The organism is Hyphomicrobium zavarzinii ATCC 27496, assembly GCF_000383415.1.
In the GTDB taxonomy this organism is placed as follows: Bacteria; Pseudomonadota; Alphaproteobacteria; order Rhizobiales; family Hyphomicrobiaceae; genus Hyphomicrobium_C; species Hyphomicrobium_C zavarzinii.
This window is the reverse complement of record NZ_KB911265.1, coordinates 1-20,364: the sequence shown is the minus strand read 5'-3', so window position 1 is coordinate 20,364 and position 20,364 is coordinate 1. Positions and strand designations below refer to the sequence as shown.

Below are 20,364 nucleotides of genomic sequence, written 5' to 3'. Positions count from 1 at the left end.
GTGCGGGGACGCACCTACAGCGCGTCGTCTTTCGCCCCTGGACGGGAGCCGCGCGTGACAGAGAACATCACCACCGCGATGGTGCTGGCCGCCGGTCTCGGCAAACGGATGCGCCCGCTGACGGATGTCGTGCCGAAGCCGCTGGTGCGCCTCAAGAGCAAGCCGCTGATCGACCACGTGCTCGATCGGTTGGCCGCGGGCGGCATCAAGCGGGCCGTGGTGAACGTGCACTACCTGCCGGACCTGATCGAGGCGCATCTCGCCAGCCGCACGAATCCGGCCATCATCATCTCCGACGAGCGCGACGCCCTGCTCGACACAGGCGGCGGCGTAGTGCGCGCATTGCCGCTCCTGGGCGATGCGCCGTTCCTCATTCACAACTCGGATTCGGTGTGGATCGAAGGCGTCGGCTCCAACATCGCCCGCCTGATCCAGGCATTCGATCCCGATCGCATGGATAGCCTGATGCTGCTCGCCCTCGGCGCGACCAGCCTCGGCTACGACGGGCACGGTGATTTCGCCATGGACGCGGACGGCGTGCTTTCGCGGCGTGGCGAAAGGCGCGAGGCACCGTTCGTTTTCACCGGTGTGTCCATCGCGCACCCCAGATTGTTCGAGGATGCCCCGAAAGGTGCGTTTTCCCTCAACACGCTGTGGGATCGCGCCATCGATCGCGGGCGCCTTTTCGGACTGCGCCTAGAAGGCGCCTGGATGCACGTCGGCACGCCGCAATCCGTGGAGGAAGCGGAACGGTGGATAGATCGCGCGGCAAGTGCCTGAAACCCTTCCCGATAGTGCTATACCCCACGCGTCTGCGCACTTTGACGGGGTCTGGGGGCATCACGCTGGCGATGACGCTGCGGGAACGCGCAAATATCTACACTGTTGAAGCTGGGCGGCCGTTCCTCGATTGCCTGGCGACGGCGATTCTCGACGGCAGCCTGCCTGCTTCGGGCGGCCATGCGCCCGGTTTGATGGACCTGCCGCGCATCACGCTCTACCTGCCGACGCGGCGCGCCACGCGTGCCTTGCAGGATGCCTTCCTGCGCGCCTCCGGTGGCCGTGCGCTGCTTCTGCCCAAGATCGTGGCGATCTCCGAAGGCGAGGAGGATCTGTCGCTGATCTCGGCGGCCGCGCAACCCGAGGCATCGGCTGATCTCGGCGCTATCCCACCCGCCATTTCGGAGTTGGAGCGCCGCCTCGTTCTCGCGAGCCTCATCCAGAGGTGGACCGAGGCCATGCACCGGGCGCGCGGAGACGCGGCGCTGGAGCCGCTGGCCGCGGCGGGGAGCAGCACGCCCGCGCAAGCGTCCGTTCTCGCCAAAGAGCTTGCCGCTCTGATGGACATGGTCGAGACCGAGAACGTGAGCCTCGACGGCCTCGCCAAGCTCGTGCCCGAGATGTTCTCCGAGCATTGGCAGAAGACGCTCCAGTTCCTGGAGATCGTTACGCAGGCGTGGCCGGGTTATCTCGCGCAGAGCGGCCACCTCTCCGCCGTGGGCCGCCGCAACGCCGTGATCCGCGCCGAGGCGAACCGCCTCGCAACCTCGCCGCCCGATGCGCCCGTTATCGTCGCCGGCGTCACCGGCTCCATTCCCGCGACAGTAGAGCTGATGCGCGCCGTCGCCGGTCTGCCGCAAGGCGCCATCGTGCTGCCCGCGCTCGATACCGATCTCGATGCCGAAAGCTGGAGCACCATCGGCCCCGAGCATCCTGAGCACCCTCAGTTCGGCTTGAAGAAGCTGCTTGATCAATTGGGCTGCGAGCGTTCCGCCGTGCAGCGCCTGGGCGAGCACGCCTCGGAGGCCGCGCGGGCCCGCAGCCGTCTCATCGCCGAGGCCATGCGCCCGGCCGGAACGACCGAGCGCTGGGAAGCCTTCGCCGCCGCCGCGCGCCGAGATCCGGCAGGCGCCGCGCCGCAAGGCCTGAGCCTCATCGAGGCGCCGACATCGCAGGACGAGGCGGAGGCCGTCGCGCTCATTCTGCGTGAAGCCGCCGAGACGCCGGGCCGCACCGCCGCGCTCGTCTCCCCGGATCGTCTCCTCGCCCGCCGCGTCGCCATCCGCCTCGAAGCCTGGGGCATCAAGGTGGACGATTCCGCCGGCCGGCCGCTCGCCAAGACGCCGCCCGGCGCCTTCCTCGATCTCGTGGTCAATGCCGCCGCGACGCGCTTTGCCCCCGCCGAGGTGGTTGCGCTTCTGAAGCATCCGTTGACGCGCCTCGGCCTCGATCCCTTCGCGGCACGCCGCGCCGCGCGCGCTCTCGAAATCGCGACCTTCCGCACGCCCTACCTTGGCGATGGCCTCGACGGCGTGGAAGCCGCCTTCGAGCGTGCCTCCGCCGATCGCGACCGCCGCGTGCGCCTCCATCCGGCCGTCACGCGTCTCTGGACCGAGGATTGGCAAGGCGCACGCGATCTGCTGGCGCGCTTCCGCGCGGCCTTCGCCCCGCTGATCGCGCTGTACGAGCCTGGCGCGCCTGTGCCGCTTCGCGCCCTGGTGGACGCGCATTGCAAGGCCGCTGAAGCCATGGCCGAGCTGCCTCCCGATCCCGACGGGAAGGACGAGCCGGAAAGCTCGCTCTGGCGCGATGAGGCGGGCGAGACGGCCGCGCGTTTCTTCGCGAGCCTGCTCGACGAGCAACTTCCGCCACTCGAGCTGCCTCCTGCCGATTACGCCGATCTCTATCGCAGCCTTGCGAGCGCCGAGACCGTGCGCCCGCGCGGCCCCGTCCATCCGCGTCTCTTCATCTGGGGACCGTTCGAAGCGCGATTGCAGCAGACCGACGTGGTCATCCTGGGTTCGCTCAACGACGGCACGTGGCCCAAATCGTCGGATCCCGGTCCCTGGCTCAACCGGCCCATGCGCGAAGCGCTCGGTCTGCCTTCGCCCGAGGAGAAGATCGGACAGTCCGCCCACGATTTCGCGACGCTGCTCGCCGCTCCGGAGGTGATCCTCACGCGGGCCGAGAAGAAGGATGGCGTGCCCACCGTGCCGTCGCGCTGGCTGCTGCGTCTGCAAGCCTTGCTCGATGGCATGAACGTCGGCTCCGCCCTCGTGCCGAAGCAACCTTGGCTCGCATGGGCGCGTCAGCGCGATGCTGTCGCGCCCGTGCCGCGCCTCAAGGCGCCGGAGCCGCGTCCCACGCTCGCGCAGCGCCCCCGCAAGCTGTCCGTCTCGCGCATCGAGACCTGGATCGGCAATCCCTACGCGATCTTCGCCCGTGACATTCTGAAACTCGAGCCGCTCGATCCGCTGGGCCAGCCGCCTGGCGCGGCGCTTCGCGGCAGCATCATCCACGGCGCCCTGTCTGCGTTCGCGGAGGCTTATCCGACGGAGCTTCCGGAAAACACCGAGGCCGAGCTTGTCCGCTTCGCGCGGGCGACGCTCGATGCCTACGCCGCCCATCCCCGCATCGCCGCGTTCTGGATTCCCCGCTTCGAGCGCTTTGCCGCGTGGTTTGCCGCCACCGAGCCCGCACGGCGCGCGGGCGTCGCGCAAGTGAGGACGGAAATCAACGGCCAGCTCGTGTTCGCCGCGCCGGCCGGACCGTTCACGCTGACGGCTCGCGCCGACCGCATCGATATCATGCAAGAAGCGCTGGTGATCTCCGATTATAAGACCGGCAATCCGCCGAGCGATACCAAGGTGCTCGCGGGCGTCGCGCCGCAGCTTCCGCTCGAAGCCGCCATCGCAGGCGATGCGACGCTCGGCTTCGAGAAGATGCCGAAGCGCCCCGTCGCCACGCTACGCTACATTCGCGCGTCCGGCGGTGAGCCCCCGGGCGAGGAGCACGATGTCAAGGTGCCGGACGTCGCCACGCTGGCGGCGGAGGCTCTCGTCGGCCTCCAGCGTCACGTCGCCCGCTTCGACGACGAACGGACGCCCTATCGTCCCCTGCGGCGCGCGCGCTTCGGATACGACTACGACGAATACGCGCATCTCGCGCGCGTTGCCGAATGGTCGTCCGGTGCCTCTGGCGAGGAGGAGGTCTGAGTCATGTCCAACCTCGCGTCCATCAAGGCTGAGCTCGAGCGCACCACGCGCCTCCAGGCCGACGCGGCGGACCCCGTCGCCTCGGTCTGGGTCAGCGCCAACGCGGGCACCGGCAAGACGCACGTGCTCACCATGCGCGTGCTGCGCCTCCTGCTCGCAGGAACGCCGCCCGAGCGCATCCTCTGCCTCACCTACACCAAGGCCGCCGCGGCCGAGATGTCGAAGCGCGTATTCGAGAGCCTCTCGAAATGGGTGATGCTGCCGGAGAGCGACCTTGCGCGCACGTTGACGGAGTTCCTGGGCCGTGTGCCCGCTCCCGAGGAGACCGCGCTCGCCCGCACGCTCTTCACGCGCGCCACCGAGACGCCGGGCGGCCTCAGCGTGCAGACCATCCACGCGTTCGCCGAACGCCTGCTTCAGCGCTTCCCGCTCGAAGCCGGTGTGACGCCGGGCTTCGCGATCCTCGATGAGGAAACATCCCGCAAGCTCATGCGCGAGGCCATCGATCAGGTCATCGGCGCCGCCGCGCGCAAGCGGTCGAGCCCGATGGGGCAGGCGCTCGAAGCCGCCATCGCCTACGCCGCCGACGATCGCTTCGACGAGATCCTGGCCGATGCCTTGAGCCACCGCGACTGGCTGGAGACGGCCGTGCGCATGCCGTCCGTTTCGGACGGCGGGCCGTCCGGCCTCGGCGCGGTGGACGAACTCTACCGGCGCCACTTTTCCATTCGTTCCGGCATCACGCGCGCCGCCATTCAGGCGGAAGCTGCAACCCTGCTCTCGCCGCGCGATCTCGCGCACGTGCGGTCTGTCCTGCTAGGTGGCGGCAAGACCGACGCCAACATGGCCGCGAAGATCACCGATGCGCTTCAGGCCGCAACCGACCACGCGCGCATCGAAGCCCTTTCGGGGTTGTTCCTGAAGAGCGACGGCGCACCCCGCGACAAGTTCCTCACCAAGGCGCTGAAGGAGAAGAACCCGGAGGTCGAGCCGATGCTCGCGCGCGCGCAAGGCCGCTTCGTCGCCCTCTATGCCGAGCAGCAGGGTGCGGCCATCGTGGAGGCGACCATGGCGCTCCTGCGTCTCGCCGATGCCGTGCAGCAGCGCTACACGGAAGCCAAGGTGCGGCGCGCCGCGCTCGATTTCGACGATCTCATCGCCCGCACCCGCAACCTGCTTTCAACGCGCGAGTCTGCCGAATGGGTGCTGTTCAAGCTCGACAAGGGGCTCGATCACATCCTGGTGGACGAAAGCCAGGATACGAGCCCCTCGCAGTGGCGCGTCGTCGAGGCCATCGCCACCGAGTTCTTCTCCGGGGTGGGCGCTCGCGAGGAGCCGCGCACGCTGTTCGCGGTGGGTGACGAGAAGCAGTCCATCTATTCGTTCCAGGGTGCCGCGCCGGAAATGTTCTCGGAGATGGGAAACCGGTTCGCGGAGCTCGGCGCCAGCGCCGGGGTGACGTGGCGGCGCATCCCGCTCACGCTGTCGTTCCGAACCGTCGCTCCCGTGCTCGATGCGGTGGATCGCGTGTTCGCCGATCCCTTGCGCACGCCCGGCGTCACGCCCGCCCCGCACGCGGCAAAGCGCGCAGGCCATGCCGGTCTCGTGGAGATCTGGCCGACGGAGCAGGTGGTCGACGTCGATCCCGCGGATGCCTGGTCGCCGCTGGAGGAGCAGTCGGCGGAGCCGCCCGTCGTCAAGCTCGCCAACCGCATCGCGGACACCATCAGGGACTGGCTCGCGCGGGGCGAGATGCTGGCGTCAGCAGGCCGTCCCATCGAGCCCGGCGATATCCTGATCCTCGTGCGCAAGCGCGCGCCCTTCGCAGCCCCGATGGTGCAGGCGCTGAAGGCGCGCGACATCCCTGTCGCCGGTGCGGACCGCATGCGCCTTACCGAGCAGATCGCGGTGCAGGACATGCTCTCGCTGGGAGACTTCCTGACGCTCCCCGAGGACGATCTCGCCCTGGCCGAGGTGCTGAAGAGCCCGATCTTCGGCCTCGATGACTCGGATCTCACCGCGCTCGCCTTCAGGGGACGGGAACGGGCCGACGAGCCGCGCAAGGGCACGCTTTGGAAGGCTCTGCTCGAAATGGGCAAGGACACGCCGCGCTTCACCGAGGCGGCGGAAACGCTGAAGCGCTGGCGCAAGGCGGCCGACTTCCGTCCGCCGTTCGAGTTCTTCGCAGACCTCCTCGATCGCGACCAGGTGCGCGCGAAGCTCATCGCGCGTCTCGGCCCCGATGCCATCGATCCGCTCGACGAGTTCCTCAATCTCGCGCTCACCTACGACGATGGCGCGCCGCCCTCGCTCGCCGGCTTCCTCTCGTTCATGCGCGACGGCACGCGCGACATCAAACGCGACATGGAGCATGGCCGCAATCAGGTGCGTGTCATGACGGTGCACGGCGCCAAGGGGCTGGAGGCCCCCGTCGTGTTCCTCCCCGACACGTGCAGCGCAGGCTCGGCCGCGAGCCAGGCGGGCCGCCCCATGAAGCTCGACGCGATGCAGCGCCCAGGAGGCACGCCGCCCCCGTTCGTCTGGCCGGTGAAGGGCACGGGCGGGCTCGATCCGATCCGCGAGGCGCGCGATAGCCTGAAGCAGAAGGACCGCGAGGAGCGCAACCGGCTGCTCTACGTCGCGATGACGCGCGCGCGCGATCGCCTCTACGTGGCAGGCTTCGAAGGGCGCCGCGGTCCCGAGCCCGGCTGCTGGTACGAGCTGATCCGCAATGGCTTGGAAGGCGCGCTCGAACGCGTTCCGGGAGATGGAGGCCGTGAGGTGCTGCGCCTCGCCGTGCCACAGACGGCCGAGCCGGAGCGGCCCAAGGTTACGCTGACGGCGCAGCAAGCCGCTGCTCCGCTTCCGCCGTGGAGTGAAACCGCGGTGCCGCGCGAGCCCCAGCTCACGGTGCCGCTCGCTCCATCACGGCTCGCGCCCTACGATACCGACGATGAAGGCGAGCCGCTGCCGGCGCCGCCGCCGAAGGACCCCAAGGCCGAGCCCGCGGCCATGAGCCCGGGCAAGCTCGCCGATCAGTCCCGCTTCCTGCGCGGCACGCTCACGCACGCCCTGCTGGAGCATCTGCCTGCCATTCCGCCCAAGGCTCGCGCGAAGGCGGCGAAGGCCTTTCTGGCCGAGCGCGGACGCGGCCTTCCGGCACGCACGCTCGCGAGTATTGCCGAAGAGGTGCTGGCCATCTTGACTGATACAACTTTTGCGCCAGTGTTCGGCGCCGGAAGCCAGGCCGAGGTGCCGGTCGTGGCGGTGATTCCCCGTCCCGATGGCGCGGCGGGCCCGCCGCTTCGCATTGCCGGTCAGCTCGATCGGCTGGCCATCACGGACAGCGAAGCCCTCATCGTCGACTACAAGACCAACCGCGGCGCCCCGCGCGATCTGGCGGCCGTCGCGCCGGTCTATCTCTACCAGCTTGCCGCCTACCGCCTGGCTGTGCGCGAAATCGTCCCGGACAAGCCGGTCCGCGCTGCTCTGCTCTGGACGCAAGGTCCCTATCTCATGGAAATCCCTCAAGAAACGCTCGACGCTTATGCTGCCGAACTCTGGCGGTTGGATATATCCAGTCTTGACGCATGAGGTCGGCATTCCTACGTTCACGATCCGCGCAGCCAGCGAGTGGATCGCGCTTGAGGGAACCCCGCCGGATATGATCCGGAAGATGAAATTCCCCGTATAAGACGCAACATCACAGCTCTCGGCTGACGCCGAACAAGGAGATTCGTAAGATGACCGCACTCGTATCCGACAAGACGTTCGACGAGGAAGTTCTGAAGTCGACCGAGCCCGTTCTCGTCGATTTCTTCGCCGAATGGTGCGGTCCCTGTAAGGCTATGGCGCCCGCTCTCGAGCAGGTCGCGGCTGAGCAGAAGGGCAAGGTCAAGGTCGTGAAGATCGACGTGGACCAGAGCCCCGCCATCACGACGAAGTACGGCATCCGCGCCATGCCGACGCTGATCGTCTTCAAGAACGGTCAGGTCGCCGGCCAGCACGTCGGCGCACTCGTCCAGAAGCGCAAGCTCGAAGAGTGGCTGGGCTCGCAGATCGGCGAGACCCTGGTCGCGAAGGCCTAGGCGCGCTGCACGCTATCGAATGACGAAGGGCTCCGACATCCGTCGGAGCCCTTTTGTTTTTGCGGAGAGTTCGAAAACTACAGGCCAGCATCTAGATGCGCTGCCGGCTAGTTCGCCTGCGGCTCCACGCCTTCCTGCAGCGCCAGCACATGCCCCGCGAGATAAAGCGATCCCGTGATGAGGATGCGCTTGGGCCCGGCATCGATCGCCTCGATGCGCTTGAGCGCGGCTTCGACGGACGGAGCCGCCTCCGCGCTGAGCGAGACCGAGCGTGCCGCATCGGCCAAGGCATCCGGCGAGAACGGTGCCTCGTGCGCGCCGGGGATCGGCACGCCGACAACGTGGCGCGCAAGCCCGCGGAACGGTCCGAGGAAGCCCGGGGCATCCTTGAGGCCGAGCATGCCGACGACGAGATAGAGCGGCTTCGGCGCGCGCTCCTCGAGGTCTGCGAGCGATTGCGCGATCACGAGGCCTGCAGCGGGATTGTGCCCGCCGTCCAGCCACAGCTCCGAGCCCGGCTTGAGCAGCGAAGGAAGCGGCCCGCTGTCGATGCGCTGCATGCGGGCGGGCCAGCGTGCATTGACGAGCCCGCGCTCGATCGAGGCCTCGTCGAGCACGACGTCCTTCAACTCCAGTGCAGCCGCGACTGCCGTGCCCGCGTTGATGATCTGATGGCGCCCGATGAGCGCAGGCAGCGGCAGGTCGAGAAGATGGTCCGACTTCTGCACGATGAGACGGCCGCGCTGCTCGTAGGCGTCGAAGTTCTGCCCCCACACGAAAAGGTTTGCCCCAACGCGTGTCGCCTCGCGCGCAATGACCTCGTGCACGCTGTCTTCCTGCTGCGAGACGATGCACTCGACGCCACGCTTCAGGATGCCCGCCTTTTCCGTCGCGATGCTCTCGATGGTCCCGCCGAGCTTTTCGGCATGATCGAGCGAGATCGGCGTGATGACGGTGAGCGTGGGCTTTGCGATCACGTTGGTCGCGTCGAGACGTCCGCCGAGACCCACTTCCAGCAGAACGATGTCGGCAGGGTGCTCCGCAAACGCCAGGAACGCCGCCGCGGTGGTGATCTCGAATTGCGTGATGTCGTCGCCGCTGTTCACCGCCTGCGTGCGCGACAGCACGTCGACGAGATCCGCTTCCGCGATCGGCTGCGTGAGGCCTGGCGCGCTCGCCAGCTCGATGCGCTCATGGAAGCGCACGAGATGCGGAGAGGTGTAGACGTGCACGCGCTTGCCGGCCGCCGTTAGCATGGCCTTGAGGTAGGCCGTGACCGAGCCCTTGCCGTTCGTACCCGCGATATGAATGACGGGCGGAAGAGACTTGTGCGGGTTACCGAGCTTGGCCAGAAGCCGCTCCACCCGCCCGAGCGAAAGATCGATGAGCTTGGGGTGCAGGAGCTTCATGTCCGCGAGGAGCTGGTCGCTAGTTAGGATGGCACGCTCCTCCTTCAGCGGGCATCGCCCGCACTGCCAGTCTTGATCGCGCAATCTGCATGCGATTCCTGCTGGCCTGCGTCGAGAATAGTGGGAACCGGCTGCCCGGCGAAGAGAGAAAGCCCTGGCCCTGGGGAGAGGTCAACAGGACTCGACACGCACAGGAAATATCCCGCAGTGCGAAATAATGCGTCCCGGAGCGGAAACGCTCCTTGCACGAGCGCCAAATCCATCGGCACAACGCCCCGCGCCAGTCGTCTGGCGAGCTCAATTCCTGGGTTGTTCCCTGGCGGTGCCGCCGGCGGCGTCCGCATCGCCCTTCTGCTCGCCGAAGCGCTTGTCCTCTTCGACAGGCTCCAGCTCGACGGCGGATTCGATCAGCTTGCCGTCCACGCTTCCGTTGACCGGCATCTTGCCGTTTCCGCGCCGCGCCTTGGTCTTGTCGATGGCTGCGCCGTGCATCAGCAGGCTGCAGATGCGGCTCAGCGTTTCGCGCATCTTGTGGCGATGCACGACCATGTCGATCATGCCGTGGCTAAGCAGATACTCGGCCCGCTGGAAGCCGTCGGGAAGCTGCTCGCGGATCGTCTGCTGGATGACGCGCGGCCCCGCGAAACAGATGAGTGCGCCGGGCTCGGCGATGTGGACGTCGCCCAGCATTGCATACGAGGCCGTGACGCCGCCCGTGGTCGGATCGGTGAGCACGACGATATACGGCAGCTTCGCATCGCGCAGGCGTTGCACGGCGATCGTCGTGCGCGGCATCTGCATCAGCGAAAGGATGCCCTCCTGCATACGAGCGCCGCCCGAGGCCGCGAACAGGATGAACGGCGCCTTGAGCTCGACTGCGCGCAGCATTCCGGCGATGACGGCTTCACCTGCGGCCATGCCGAGCGAGCCGCCCATGAACTCGAAGTCCTGTGCGGCCGCGACCACCATGCGCCCGTCGAGCGTGCCTTCGCCGATCAGCACGGCATCGTCGAGGCCCGTCTTGGCGCGGGCATCCTTGATGCGGTCCGTGTAGCGCCGTCCGTCGCGGAAGCGCAGCGGATCCTGCGCGACGGTGGGGACTGCGACCTGCTCGAACACGCCGCCGTCGAAGAGATTGGTGAGCCGCGCGCGCGAGCCCATCTTCATATGGTAGTTGGAGCCCGGCACGACGAATTGGTTGGCCTCGAGGTCCTTGTAGAAGACCATCTGGCCAGTCTCCGGGCACTTGACCCAGAGGTTCTCGGGAACCTCGCGCTTCGTCGTGAGGAAGCTGCGGATCTTGGGCCGGACGACGTTGTTGATCCAGTTCACGCTTGACCGCTCCTCGAAACCCCGCGTTCCGTCTGCCCACCTGGGCAGCGCCGCTCATGCCATTCGCCGTAGAAAGATTGTGCCACCGCCAGCGCCCGAAACCGTCTGCTTCGAATGCCTCTGGCCGGTTGTCGCTGCCCGCCTCTCATGAAGAGCGCAGGGCGGCGCTCAAGCCTTCGACCAAATTTAGAACGGAGCCGACCGTATTTCCAGTCGGGCGGCCGTCCTCAGTTAAGCTCTCTTCGATGGCGCGCACCAATGCTGAGCCGACCACTACGCCATCCGCGCCCTTCGCCATGGCACGCGCCTGCTCCGGCGTTCTTACGCCAAAACCGACCGCGACGGGAAGAGTTGTCGCCTTCTTTATCCGCGCCACCTGCAGTTGAACGTCGTCGGGATTTGCCGCCCCGGCTCCGGTGATGCCGGTGATGGAAACATAGTAAAGAAATCCGGACGTGTTTTTCAGCACTGCTGGCAGGCGCTTATCGTCGGTAGTGGGGGTCGCGAGGCGAATGAAGTTGATGCCCTTGTCGCGCGCCGGCAGGCAAAGCTCGTCGTCGGCCTCGGGGGGAACATCCACAACAATAAGCCCGTCCACCCCGGCCGCCGCCGCGTCCTCCAGGAACGCCGCAACGGGATACACGTAGATCGGATTGTAATAGCCCATCAGCACGATGGGCGTGTCCGGGTCTGTCTTTCGGAACTCCCGAACCATCGCGAGCGTATCGCGCATCTTCTGCCCGGCCTTGAGCGCGCGAAGCGAGGAAGCCTGGATCGCGGGCCCATCCGCCATCGGATCCGAGAACGGCATGCCGAGCTCGATGACGTCTGCGCCTGCCTTGGGCAGCCCGGCCAGGATCTTCTTTGAGGTTTCGAGATCCGGGTCGCCCGCCGTGACGAATGTCACGAGCGCCGCCCGGCCTTCCGTCTTGAGCGCCGCGAAGCGCCGGTCTATCCGCGTTTCGAATGTGTTGGTCAAAGCTTGATCCCCAGATAGCCGGCAACTGCGAACACGTCCTTGTCGCCGCGTCCGCACATGTTCATGACGAGCAGGTTGTCCTGAGGGAGCGTCGGCGCGAGCTTCGTGACCCAGCCGAGCGCGTGCGACGGCTCGAGCGCCGGAATGATGCCTTCGAGCTTGGCGCTGAGCTGGAATGCGGTCAGGGCCTCCTTGTCCGTGATCGAGACGTAGTCGACGCGGCCCGTATCCTTGAGCCACGAATGCTCGGGACCCACGCCCGGATAGTCGAGGCCCGCCGAGATCGAATGACCTTCGAGGATCTGGCCTTCCGCGTCCTGCAGGAGATACGTGCGGTTTCCGTGCAGAACGCCCGGCCGTCCGCCGTTCATTGAGGCCGCGTGTCCGTTCTCGACGTCGAGCCCGTGTCCGCCCGCTTCGACGCCGTAGATCTTCACGCTTTCGTCGTCGAGGAACGGATGGAAGAGGCCGATCGCATTCGAGCCGCCGCCGATGCAGGCAACGAGCGTGTCCGGCAGGCGCCCTTCACGCTCGAGCATCTGCTCGCGCGTCTCGGTGCCGATCACCGACTGGAAATCACGCACCATCGCGGGATAGGGATGCGGACCTGCCGCCGTGCCGATGAGGTAGTATGTATCGTGCACGTTGGTCACCCAATCGCGCAGCGCTTCGTTCATCGCGTCCTTGAGCGTGCCCGCGCCCGCCGTCACCGGGTTGACCTTGGCGCCCAGCATGTACATGCGGGCAACGTTCGGTGCCTGGCGCTGCACGTCCGTCGCGCCCATGTAGATCTCGCAGGGAAGGCCGAAGCGCGCGCAGACGGTGGCGACAGCCACGCCGTGCTGGCCCGCGCCCGTCTCGGCGATGATGCGCGTCTTGCCCATGCGGCGCGCGAGCTGGATCTGGCCGAGGCAGTTGTTGATCTTGTGGCTGCCCGTGTGGTTCAGCTCGTCGCGCTTGAAATAGATCTTGGCGCCGCCCGTGCCGCCCGCCGCCTTGGCCACGCCACGGAAATGCTCGGTGAGACGCTCCGCGTAGTAGAGCGGGCTCGGCCGCCCGCCGTAGTGAAGCATGAGCTGCGTGAGTTCGGCCTGGAACGCGGGATCGTTCTTTGCCGCCTCGTAGGCCGTTTCCAGATCGAGGATCAGCGGCATCAGCGTCTCGGCGACGAAACGTCCGCCGAACATGCCGAAGTGACCGCGCGGGTCGGGTCCGGAGCGCAGCGTGTTGAGCTTCGCTTCGTGGGTCTTCTGGTCTTTTGAGGCCATCGGCACTGTCCTCGGTTTAGCCCCGCCGCGGCGGGTGGAGAATTTTCATGCCTGCTTAGCGGCCTTTGCGGCGCGAAGGAAGCGGCGGATGAGATCGGGGTCTTTCTGGCCGGGACGGCTCTCGACGCCGGACGAGACGTCGACGATCTCGGCTCCGGTCAATTCGATTGCGGCAGCAACGTTCTCCGGCGAGAGGCCTCCGGCAAGCGCGAATGGAGCGCGACCTCGTGCCCCATCCAGGATGTGCCAGTCGAAGGCAAGCCCGTTGCCGCCAGGCAAGGCATCGGCATTGGCGGGCGGCTTGGCGTCGAACAGCAGAAGATCGGCGCCGCCCCCGGCCGCGAGATAGCGCAAGGCGTCATCCACCTCGCTCCGGTCCGAGACGGGAACCGCCTTCATGACGCGAAGGCCACTGCGCCGGCGGATCTCCTCGGCGCGCGCGGGCGTCTCGTGCCCATGAAGCTGCAGGAGATCGGGCTTGATCTCTGCGGTCACGCGATCGACGAGCACGTCGTCGGCGTCCACGAGCAGCGTCACCACCTGGACGCCGTCACGGCGCGAGCGCGCGTGGCGGGCGAGCGCGGCGGCGCGCTCCACGCTCACGTTGCGCGGGCTCTTGGGAAACAGCACGAAGCCCACGAGATCCGCGCCCGCGTCGAGGGCCGCCTCGAGCGTTGCCTCGGTGCTCAAACCGCAGATTTTGACTTGCGTCGTCATCGGGCGTCGGTTCAGCGCTGAAAGTTTCGGATGGCACCCTCGGTGTTGCCACGAGTTCCCGGAATCACCGGAATATGGCTTGGCGCGACAGTGCGGAGAATCGTGGAGGACGCTCGCGGATCGCACATAGGGGCGCAAGGAGAGTCCGCTGCGCGGAGACGCTCACGCCGCGTTGCGCTTGTCCGGCGCGGCAAGGGCCTTGGCCCGGCTCGCAACCTCGGCATCGCGCTCGCGCGTGAGCCGGTCGGCCTCCGATCGCCATCGCTTGGCCTCGCCGCTCCTGACGCGCGCCGTGCGGCGCCATCGCGATTGAGAAAGCCACGTGGCCGCGCCGCCGAGAACGACGCCGATCAGAAGCGCACCGAACAGAAAACCGTAGAACGGCAGCACCACGGAAAGAACCGGCGTCTCCGGCCGGAAAGGATCGAGCACCAGGCGAACGGAATGGCGGTTCGCAATCGCAAGCGTGATGAGCAGCGCCGCTGCGGGAAACGCGATCAACAGCCAAATGATACGTTTGAGCACGCTCGTGTCTCGTCTGCGAAGTTCGCCTGCAACGCCTATTCGATCGGCGCCGCTTATGCGTTCGTGTTGAGCCGGTCTCTCAGTTCCTTGCCCGTCTTGAAGAACGGCACGAACTTTTCTGCGACAGGAACCGGCGTCCCGGTGCGCGGGTTGCGTCCCTGGCGGGCGGCGCGGTGCTTCACCGTGAAGGCGCCGAAGCCACGCAACTCGACACGATCGCCCTGCGCAAGGGCATCTACGATTTCATCGAACACCACGTTGACGATGCGTTCGACGTCCCGATGATAGAGATGCGGGTTCGAGGCTGCAATTTTCTGGATCAGTTCGGATTTAATCAAAGCACACGCCCTCCCGAAAGTAATTGTATTTATTCTAATTTTCAGAAGGTTGCCAAACAGAAACGAGGCCGTCAAGGCCAACTCGACCAACGGCGGGGGTAAGAGTTGCGAGATGTGCGACACTGCTTAACACGGAGGCAAGGGCCGAAATGGCGGCCTGAGAGGCGCTTCCGGTAACCTTGCCCCAGGCGCCTTCCGGCGTGGGTTTCCAGTCGACCACCTTGAGATCCTTGCTGACGCCGCGGCTCGTCTCGAGCCAGCGCACGGCTTCGCTTTCCCCGCCGATCTCGTCCACCAGCTTGTTCTCGAGCGCCTGCCGGCCCGAGTAGATGCGCCCCTCGACCAGGCCGTTTACGTTTCTGGCGACGATGCCCCGCCGCGTCTCGACAAGCGACAGAAACCACTGAAAGCCGTCGTCGATGGTGTCCTGCATCACGCGGCGCGCGCCTTCCGAGGCAGGCTCGAACGGATTGGGCGCGGCCTTCAGCTCGCCGCTCTTAACCTCGTTGAATTTCACGCCGAGCTTGGCCAGCATCTCGCTGATTTCCGGCCACTGCGCCAGCACGCCGACTGAGCCTGTGATTGTGTTGCCACGCGCCACGATGTGGTCTGTGCCGAGCCCCACGATATAGCCGGCGGACGCCGCGACGGTGCCGAACTGCGCCACGACAGGCTTCTTTTCCGCGACGTCCCTGAGCGCGAGATACAGGCTCTCGCCGCCCGTGGTGGTGCCGCCCGGGCTGTTCACGAACACCAGCAGCGCCTCGACGTGCTTGGCGTCCTTGATCTTCTTCAGCATGGCGATCTGGTCGCGATCGTCGGTGATCGTGCCCTCAATGGAGACGCGCGCGATCTGATGCGTGCCGGCGAGGCTCGAAAGGTCGTCGCTGCTGAACATCAGGGCGCCGAGCAGCAGTCCGACGAACAGCACGGCCGCGCTGCGCCAGAAGGCCAGCCGCCTGCGCATGCGGCGCCGGTCGAGAACGGCTTCGGTCTCAAGGGACATCGGTCATCGCTCCTGCCAATAAGTCGTTGCTGCAAAATTAGGAAACTGCCGGGCGCTGCGCAATGGCGCTCTCGCGGGAAAGAAAAATGCGCGGGACGTCTCCGCCCCGCGCATGGTGTGATCTCGAATTGCGAGAGGGGAAGGGCTCAGCCCTCGTCGCCCGCGTCGCGCTTCTTGATGGCGGCCTTGAAGATGTCGCCGAGCGAAGCACCCGAATCCGAGGAGCCGTACTGTGCGACCGCCTGCTTCTCCTCTGCGATCTCGAGCGCCTTGATCGAGACGCCGATGCGGCGGGCAGCCTTGTCGACCGAGAGAACGGCCGCGTCCACCTTCTGGCCGACGGTGAAGCGCTCCGAGCGCTGCTCCGAACGGTCACGCGAGAGATCCGAGCGCTTGATGAACGTGGTGAGATCGGTATCCGCGATCTTCACCTCGATGCCGTTCTCCTGCACCTGGACGACCTCGCAGGTCACCTGGTCGCCCTTCTTGTACTTGCCGAGCTCGTCGGCCGGGTCGCCGGCGAGCTGCTTGATGCCGAGCGAGATGCGCTCCTTCGAGCTGTCGACGTCGAGCACCACGGCTTTGACGGTGTCGCCCTTCTTGTAGTCCTTGATGACCTCGTCGCCGGCCTTCTGCCAGTCGAGATCCGACAGATGGACCATGCCGTCCACGCCACCGTCGAGGCCGATGAACAGGCCGAACTCGGTGATGTTGCGGATCGGGCCTTCGACGACGGTGCCCTTCGGATGCTGAGCCAGGAAGGCATCCCACGGGTTGTCCTGGGTCTGCTTGAGGCCGAGCGAGATACGGCGCTTGGCGGGATCCACCTCGAGGATCTGCACCTCGACCTGCTGGCTGGTCGAGACGATCTTGCCGGGGTGCACGTTCTTTTTGGTCCAGCTCATCTCGGAGACGTGGATCAGGCCCTCGACGCCGGGCTCGAGCTCGACGAACGCGCCGTAGTCGGCGATGTTCGTGACCGTGCCGGAGAAGCGGGCGCCGATCGGGTACTTGGCCTCAATGGCCGACCACGGATCGGACTGGAGCTGCTTCATGCCGAGGCTGATGCGCTGCGTCTCGGGGTTGATGCGGATGATCTGCACCTTCACCGTGTCGCCGACGTTCAGGATCTCGGACGGATGGTTTACGCGGCGCCACGCCATATCGGTGACGTGCAGCAGGCCGTCGATGCCGCCGAGGTCGATGAACGCACCGTAGTCGGTGATGTTCTTGACGAGACCGTCGATGATCTGGCCTTCGGCGAGGCGGGCGACGATGTCGGCGCGCTGCTCGGCGCGCGTCTCTTCGAGCACCGAGCGGCGCGAGACGACGATGTTGCCACGGCGGCGATCCATCTTGAGGATCTGGAACTGCTGCGGCTGATGCATGAGCGGACCGATATCGCGCACCGGACGGATGTCGACCTGCGAGCCCGGAAGGAAGGCCACGGCGCCGTCGAGATCGACGGTGAAGCCGCCCTTCACCTTGTTGAAGATCACGCCGGTGACCTTCTCGCCCTTCTCGGAGAGCTTCTCGAGGCGGGTCCAGCTCTCTTCGCGGCGTGCCTTGTCGCGCGAGAGAACGGCTTCACCGAGCGCGTTCTCGATGCGCTCCAGGTAGACTTCGACCGTATCGCCGACCTTGATGTCGCCCGGCTTGCCGCCGAGGCCGAACTCCTTGAGCGGAACGCGGCCTTCCATCTTGAGGCCGACGTCGATGACGGCGAGATCCTTCTCGATGCCGACGACCTTACCCTTGACGACGCTGCCTTCGAAAACGTCGTCCTTCGCCAGGCTGTCGGCGAGCATCGCGGCGAACTCGTCGCGCGACGGGGTGTAGTCTTTGCTGATTTCGGTGGTCATTCAGACTCCTGAACGTGTGTTGGAAATGGATGTTTGCCGCCCGGCACCCGTTGCAGGCTGCCCGGCGACGCGGATGAGTGATGGCCGCGAGCCCCGCCGAACGCGCACGGAAGCGCGAGCGGACGGTTTTCTACCGGCACGTTTCTTTGAATATTGTCTCGGCGCCGTCGTGATGGGCCCTGGCCCGCCAGTGAAAATTGAGACGCATGTGTCATGCGCCCCTAGTGGCTGATCTTCCTCTTGATCAATCCGACGACGGCGTCGAATGCGGCTTCTATACTCAAGTTACTGGTATCGAGCAATATCGCATCGGCAGCTTTGGCCATGGGGGCGTCGGCCCGGCCGGCATCGCGGGCGTCCCGGGCCAGGATATCGGCCAGAACCGTTTCATAGGCAACGCCTGTGCCGCGCGCCTCGAACTCGGCAAACCGGCGCCGGGCCCGGATTTCGGGGCTGGCGGTCACGAAAATCTTAACGTCCGCGTTCGGGCAGACCACGGTACCGATGTCCCGCCCGTCGAGCACGGCGCCGGGCGGCTGGGCCGCGAAATCCCGCTGATAGGCGAGCAACGCTGCCCGAACGGCTGGAATCTTGGCGACGATCGAGGCCGCGTCCCCGGCGGCGGTTCCCCGCAGCGCCGGATCGTCGAAGGTCGCAGGAACGAGGCCCCGCGCTGCGGCCACCGCTGCCCAGGTGTCCTCCAGCCGGAACCCGCGCGAGGCCACATCGCGCGCCACCGCCCGGTAGAGCAGGCCCGTGTCGAGGCAGGCGTAACCCATGTGATCGGCGAGCCGTTTGGCGAGGGTGCCCTTGCCGGAGGCCGCCGGTCCGTCGATGGCGATGATCATGCGCCGCCGCCTTCGCCGAACTGCGCCCCGATCTGCTCCATAAGGTGCCGGAACTCCGGGAAGCTGGTGGCGATCATGGCCGTATCGTCGACCGTGACGGGAGACGTGCTCGCGAGCCCCATGGCCAGGAACGACATGGCGATCCGGTGGTCGAGATGGGTCTCAACCCGCCCGCCGCCCGGCACGGAGCCTGTGCCGTGAACGATGAGCGTGTCGCCGGAAACCTCGGTGCGAACGCCGTTCGCTTCGAGCCCCGCGGCCGTTGCCGCGAGCCGATCGCTCTCCTTGACCTTGAGCTCCGCGAGGCCGTCCATCCGCGTCGCGCCCTTGGCGAAGCCCGCGACGACCGCCAGCATCGGATACTCGTCGATCATCGAAGGCGCGCGGTCCGCCGGCACCGAGACGCCGGAAAGCGCGGAGAAACGGGCGCGAATGTCCGCGATAGGCTCTCCGCCTTCCTCCCGCTCGTTGAGGAAGGTGACGTCGCCGCCCATCTCCTGGAGGGTGGTGTAGAAGCCCGTCCGCGTCGGGTTGACGAGCAGCCCCTCGATGGTGATGTCGGAGCCCGGCACGATGAGCGCCGATGCGATCAGGAATGCAGCGGAGGAGGGATCGCCCGGCACCGTGACATCGCGGCCCTCGAGCTCCGCGCCGCCGCGCACCGTGATCCGGGTTGCGCCGCCTTCGGAAACCGTCCGCACGTCCGCGCCGAAATGCCGGAGCATCCGCTCGGTGTGATCGCGCGTTGCCTCGGGCTCGACGACTGTGGTTTCGCCGGCGGCGCCGAGCCCCGCGAGCAGGATCGCGCTTTTGATCTGGGCCGACGGCACCGGAAGCTCGTAGACCATCGGCACGAGCTCAGAGGTGCCGCGGAGGGTTAAGGGCAGCCGGTCGCGGTCACCCTCCACCTCGAGGCCCATCTGCTTCAACGGGTTGAGAACCCGGCCCATCGGCCGCTTGGAGAGCGAGGCGTCGCCGATCATCGTCACCGTGATGTCGTGCGGCGCGATCACGCCCATCATCAGGCGGGTGCCGGTGCCCGAGTTGCCGAAATCCAGCGGCTTGTCGGGCTGCGTGAGCCCGCCGGTGCCGCGGCCGAGCACCTCCCAGGTGTCTCCGGTTTTCCGGGCAGGCGCGCCGAGGGCCGTGACCGCGTGTGCGGTGTTGATCACGTCCTCGGACTCGAGAAGGCCGCGGATGCGCGTTTTTCCGGTCGCCAAGGCGCCGAGCATCAGGGCCCGGTGGGAGATCGATTTGTCACCGGGCACCCGAAGTGTGCCCTTGAGGGGGCCGGAGCGGCGGGAAGCGAGCGGGGTAGGATCGGCGTGAGTCACGTGGTGGCGCCCGAAATGTCGCGGGGAGGCGCCGGAGGGACGCCTGAGCCCGGGTTGTGAAGGAAAGCCCGGGCATAGAGCCGCCCCATCCAGGCCCTGTCAACGCCGCGCGACGCTTTATCAGCACCGGCACCGGATTTCGTTTTGACAGCCGCCGGATGCTGTGGCAGACCCCGCTATCCCAATTTGACAGGTGAGACAGCCATGGCGACCAAGCAAGCGCGCGGGACAAAGCGCACCTGCCAGAGCAATGAATGCGGTGCTCGGTTCTACGACCTCAACCGAGATCCCATTACCTGCCCGATCTGCGGCTCGATCTATGAGCTGGCTTCGTCGCCGCTCGCGCTCGCTGCGGCTGGCGAGGAGAAATCGAGCCGTCGCGGCCGCAAGTCGGATTATACCGAGAAGGCGCCGGTGGAGACCGCAGAGGCGGACGCCGACGATGCGCTGCCGGACATCGAGGATGGCGACACCGCCGTTGCCGCCGACGAGGACGAGACCTTCCTCGAGGAAGAAGAGGAAGAAGGCGGCGATATGTCCAACATCATCGGCGGCCCGGTCACCGAAGGCGACGAGGAGCGTTAGGACCACGATCGCGCCAGATCCTGCCATCTGGCGCGTGAATCGTCGGTCCAGTCAGTGACCACGATCGCGCCAGATCCT

16 protein-coding genes are annotated in these 20,364 nt (G+C 66.6%); 5 read left to right on the top strand and 11 right to left on the bottom strand.

Annotation, left to right across the window (positions count from 1 at the left end):
* Positions 1–78 precede the first annotated feature (78 nt).
* From F812_RS0121060 to trxA, 4 genes are all read left to right on the top strand, one after another.
* Positions 79–780, top strand: a complete 702-nt coding sequence (locus F812_RS0121060; RefSeq protein WP_051113900.1) for a nucleotidyltransferase family protein — start codon at positions 79–81, stop codon at positions 778–780.
* Complete coding sequence (gene addB, locus F812_RS0121055; RefSeq protein WP_245257739.1) at positions 753–3,995, top strand: double-strand break repair protein AddB; 3,243 nt, start codon at positions 753–755, stop codon at positions 3,993–3,995. Before F812_RS0121060 ends, addB begins: the two co-directional genes overlap by 28 nt.
* Before the next feature lie 3 nt (positions 3,996–3,998).
* The gene (gene addA / locus F812_RS0121050) at positions 3,999–7,589 is read left to right on the top strand and encodes a double-strand break repair helicase AddA (protein WP_020087966.1); all 3,591 of its coding nucleotides are present in this window, start codon (positions 3,999–4,001) and stop codon (positions 7,587–7,589) included.
* A 149-nt stretch (positions 7,590–7,738) separates the two neighbouring features.
* On the top strand, positions 7,739–8,083 hold the full coding sequence (gene trxA, locus F812_RS0121045) for a thioredoxin (RefSeq protein WP_020087965.1): 345 nt from the start codon (positions 7,739–7,741) through the stop codon (positions 8,081–8,083).
* Between the two features lie 107 nt (positions 8,084–8,190).
* Here trxA and F812_RS0121040 read toward each other — a convergent pair whose 3' ends face one another.
* The 11 genes from F812_RS0121040 to aroA all read right to left on the bottom strand — a co-directional run bounded on the left by F812_RS0121040 (position 8,191) and on the right by aroA (position 19,701).
* Positions 8,191–9,576: a bifunctional folylpolyglutamate synthase/dihydrofolate synthase gene (locus tag F812_RS0121040; protein ID WP_245257738.1), complete on the bottom strand. Its 1,386-nt coding sequence runs from the start codon at positions 9,574–9,576 to the stop codon at positions 8,191–8,193.
* A 213-nt stretch (positions 9,577–9,789) separates the two neighbouring features.
* Positions 9,790–10,824, bottom strand: coding sequence for an acetyl-CoA carboxylase, carboxyltransferase subunit beta (gene accD, locus F812_RS24955; RefSeq protein ID WP_020087963.1), 1,035 nt, complete (start codon positions 10,822–10,824; stop codon positions 9,790–9,792).
* A gap of 145 nt (positions 10,825–10,969) precedes the next feature.
* Positions 10,970–11,803 (bottom strand): tryptophan synthase subunit alpha, encoded by an 834-nt coding sequence (gene trpA / locus F812_RS0121030; RefSeq protein WP_020087962.1) that lies wholly within the window; start codon positions 11,801–11,803, stop codon positions 10,970–10,972.
* Positions 11,800–13,071: a tryptophan synthase subunit beta gene (gene trpB, locus F812_RS0121025; protein WP_020087961.1), complete on the bottom strand. Its 1,272-nt coding sequence runs from the start codon at positions 13,069–13,071 to the stop codon at positions 11,800–11,802. The genes trpA and trpB overlap by 4 nt, the downstream gene beginning before the upstream one ends.
* Positions 13,072–13,116: 45 nt before the next feature.
* The gene (locus tag F812_RS0121020) at positions 13,117–13,788 is read right to left on the bottom strand and encodes a phosphoribosylanthranilate isomerase (protein WP_020087960.1); all 672 of its coding nucleotides are present in this window, start codon (positions 13,786–13,788) and stop codon (positions 13,117–13,119) included.
* Positions 13,789–13,950: 162 nt separating this feature from the next.
* A complete protein-coding gene (locus F812_RS24950; RefSeq protein WP_020087959.1) occupies positions 13,951–14,313 on the bottom strand; it encodes a hypothetical protein in 363 nt (120 codons plus the stop codon).
* Between the two features lie 53 nt (positions 14,314–14,366).
* Complete coding sequence (gene ihfB, locus F812_RS0121010; protein ID WP_020087958.1) at positions 14,367–14,651, bottom strand: integration host factor subunit beta; 285 nt, start codon at positions 14,649–14,651, stop codon at positions 14,367–14,369.
* Positions 14,652–14,685: 34 nt separating this feature from the next.
* On the bottom strand, positions 14,686–15,657 hold the full coding sequence (gene sppA / locus F812_RS0121005) for a signal peptide peptidase SppA (protein WP_020087957.1): 972 nt from the start codon (positions 15,655–15,657) through the stop codon (positions 14,686–14,688).
* Positions 15,658–15,803: 146 nt separating this feature from the next.
* Positions 15,804–17,519 carry a 30S ribosomal protein S1 gene (gene rpsA, locus F812_RS0121000; protein ID WP_020087956.1) on the bottom strand — a complete coding sequence of 572 codons (1,716 nt, stop codon included), beginning with the start codon at positions 17,517–17,519 and terminating at the stop codon, positions 15,804–15,806.
* Positions 17,520–17,740: 221 nt separating this feature from the next.
* Positions 17,741–18,367 carry a (d)CMP kinase gene (locus tag F812_RS0120995; protein ID WP_020087955.1) on the bottom strand — a complete coding sequence of 209 codons (627 nt, stop codon included), beginning with the start codon at positions 18,365–18,367 and terminating at the stop codon, positions 17,741–17,743.
* Complete coding sequence (gene aroA, locus F812_RS0120990) at positions 18,364–19,701, bottom strand: 3-phosphoshikimate 1-carboxyvinyltransferase (RefSeq protein ID WP_026868339.1); 1,338 nt, start codon at positions 19,699–19,701, stop codon at positions 18,364–18,366. Before aroA ends, F812_RS0120995 begins: the two co-directional genes overlap by 4 nt.
* Before the next feature lie 204 nt (positions 19,702–19,905).
* Between aroA and F812_RS0120985 the strand changes: the two genes are divergently transcribed.
* On the top strand, positions 19,906–20,286 hold the full coding sequence (locus F812_RS0120985; protein ID WP_020087953.1) for a TIGR02300 family protein: 381 nt from the start codon (positions 19,906–19,908) through the stop codon (positions 20,284–20,286).
* Positions 20,287–20,364 lie beyond the last annotated feature (78 nt).

Excerpts from the sequence above, each read along its gene's own strand:
- trpB (WP_020087961.1), bottom strand. The coding sequence starts at position 13,071 with ATGGCCTCAAAAGACCAGAAGACCCACGAAGCGAAGCTCAACACGCTG.
- rpsA (WP_020087956.1), bottom strand. The coding sequence starts at position 17,519 with ATGACCACCGAAATCAGCAAAGACTACACCCCGTCGCGCGACGAGTTC.
- sppA (WP_020087957.1), bottom strand. The coding sequence starts at position 15,657 with ATGTCCCTTGAGACCGAAGCCGTTCTCGACCGGCGCCGCATGCGCAGG.
- addA (WP_020087966.1), top strand. The coding sequence starts at position 3,999 with ATGTCCAACCTCGCGTCCATCAAGGCTGAGCTCGAGCGCACCACGCGC.
- trxA (WP_020087965.1), top strand. The coding sequence starts at position 7,739 with ATGACCGCACTCGTATCCGACAAGACGTTCGACGAGGAAGTTCTGAAG.
- F812_RS0120985 (WP_020087953.1), top strand. The coding sequence starts at position 19,906 with ATGGCGACCAAGCAAGCGCGCGGGACAAAGCGCACCTGCCAGAGCAAT.
- F812_RS0121060 (WP_051113900.1), top strand. The coding sequence starts at position 79 with ATGGTGCTGGCCGCCGGTCTCGGCAAACGGATGCGCCCGCTGACGGAT.
- F812_RS0121020 (WP_020087960.1), bottom strand. The coding sequence starts at position 13,788 with ATGACGACGCAAGTCAAAATCTGCGGTTTGAGCACCGAGGCAACGCTC.
- F812_RS0120995 (WP_020087955.1), bottom strand. The coding sequence starts at position 18,367 with ATGATCATCGCCATCGACGGACCGGCGGCCTCCGGCAAGGGCACCCTC.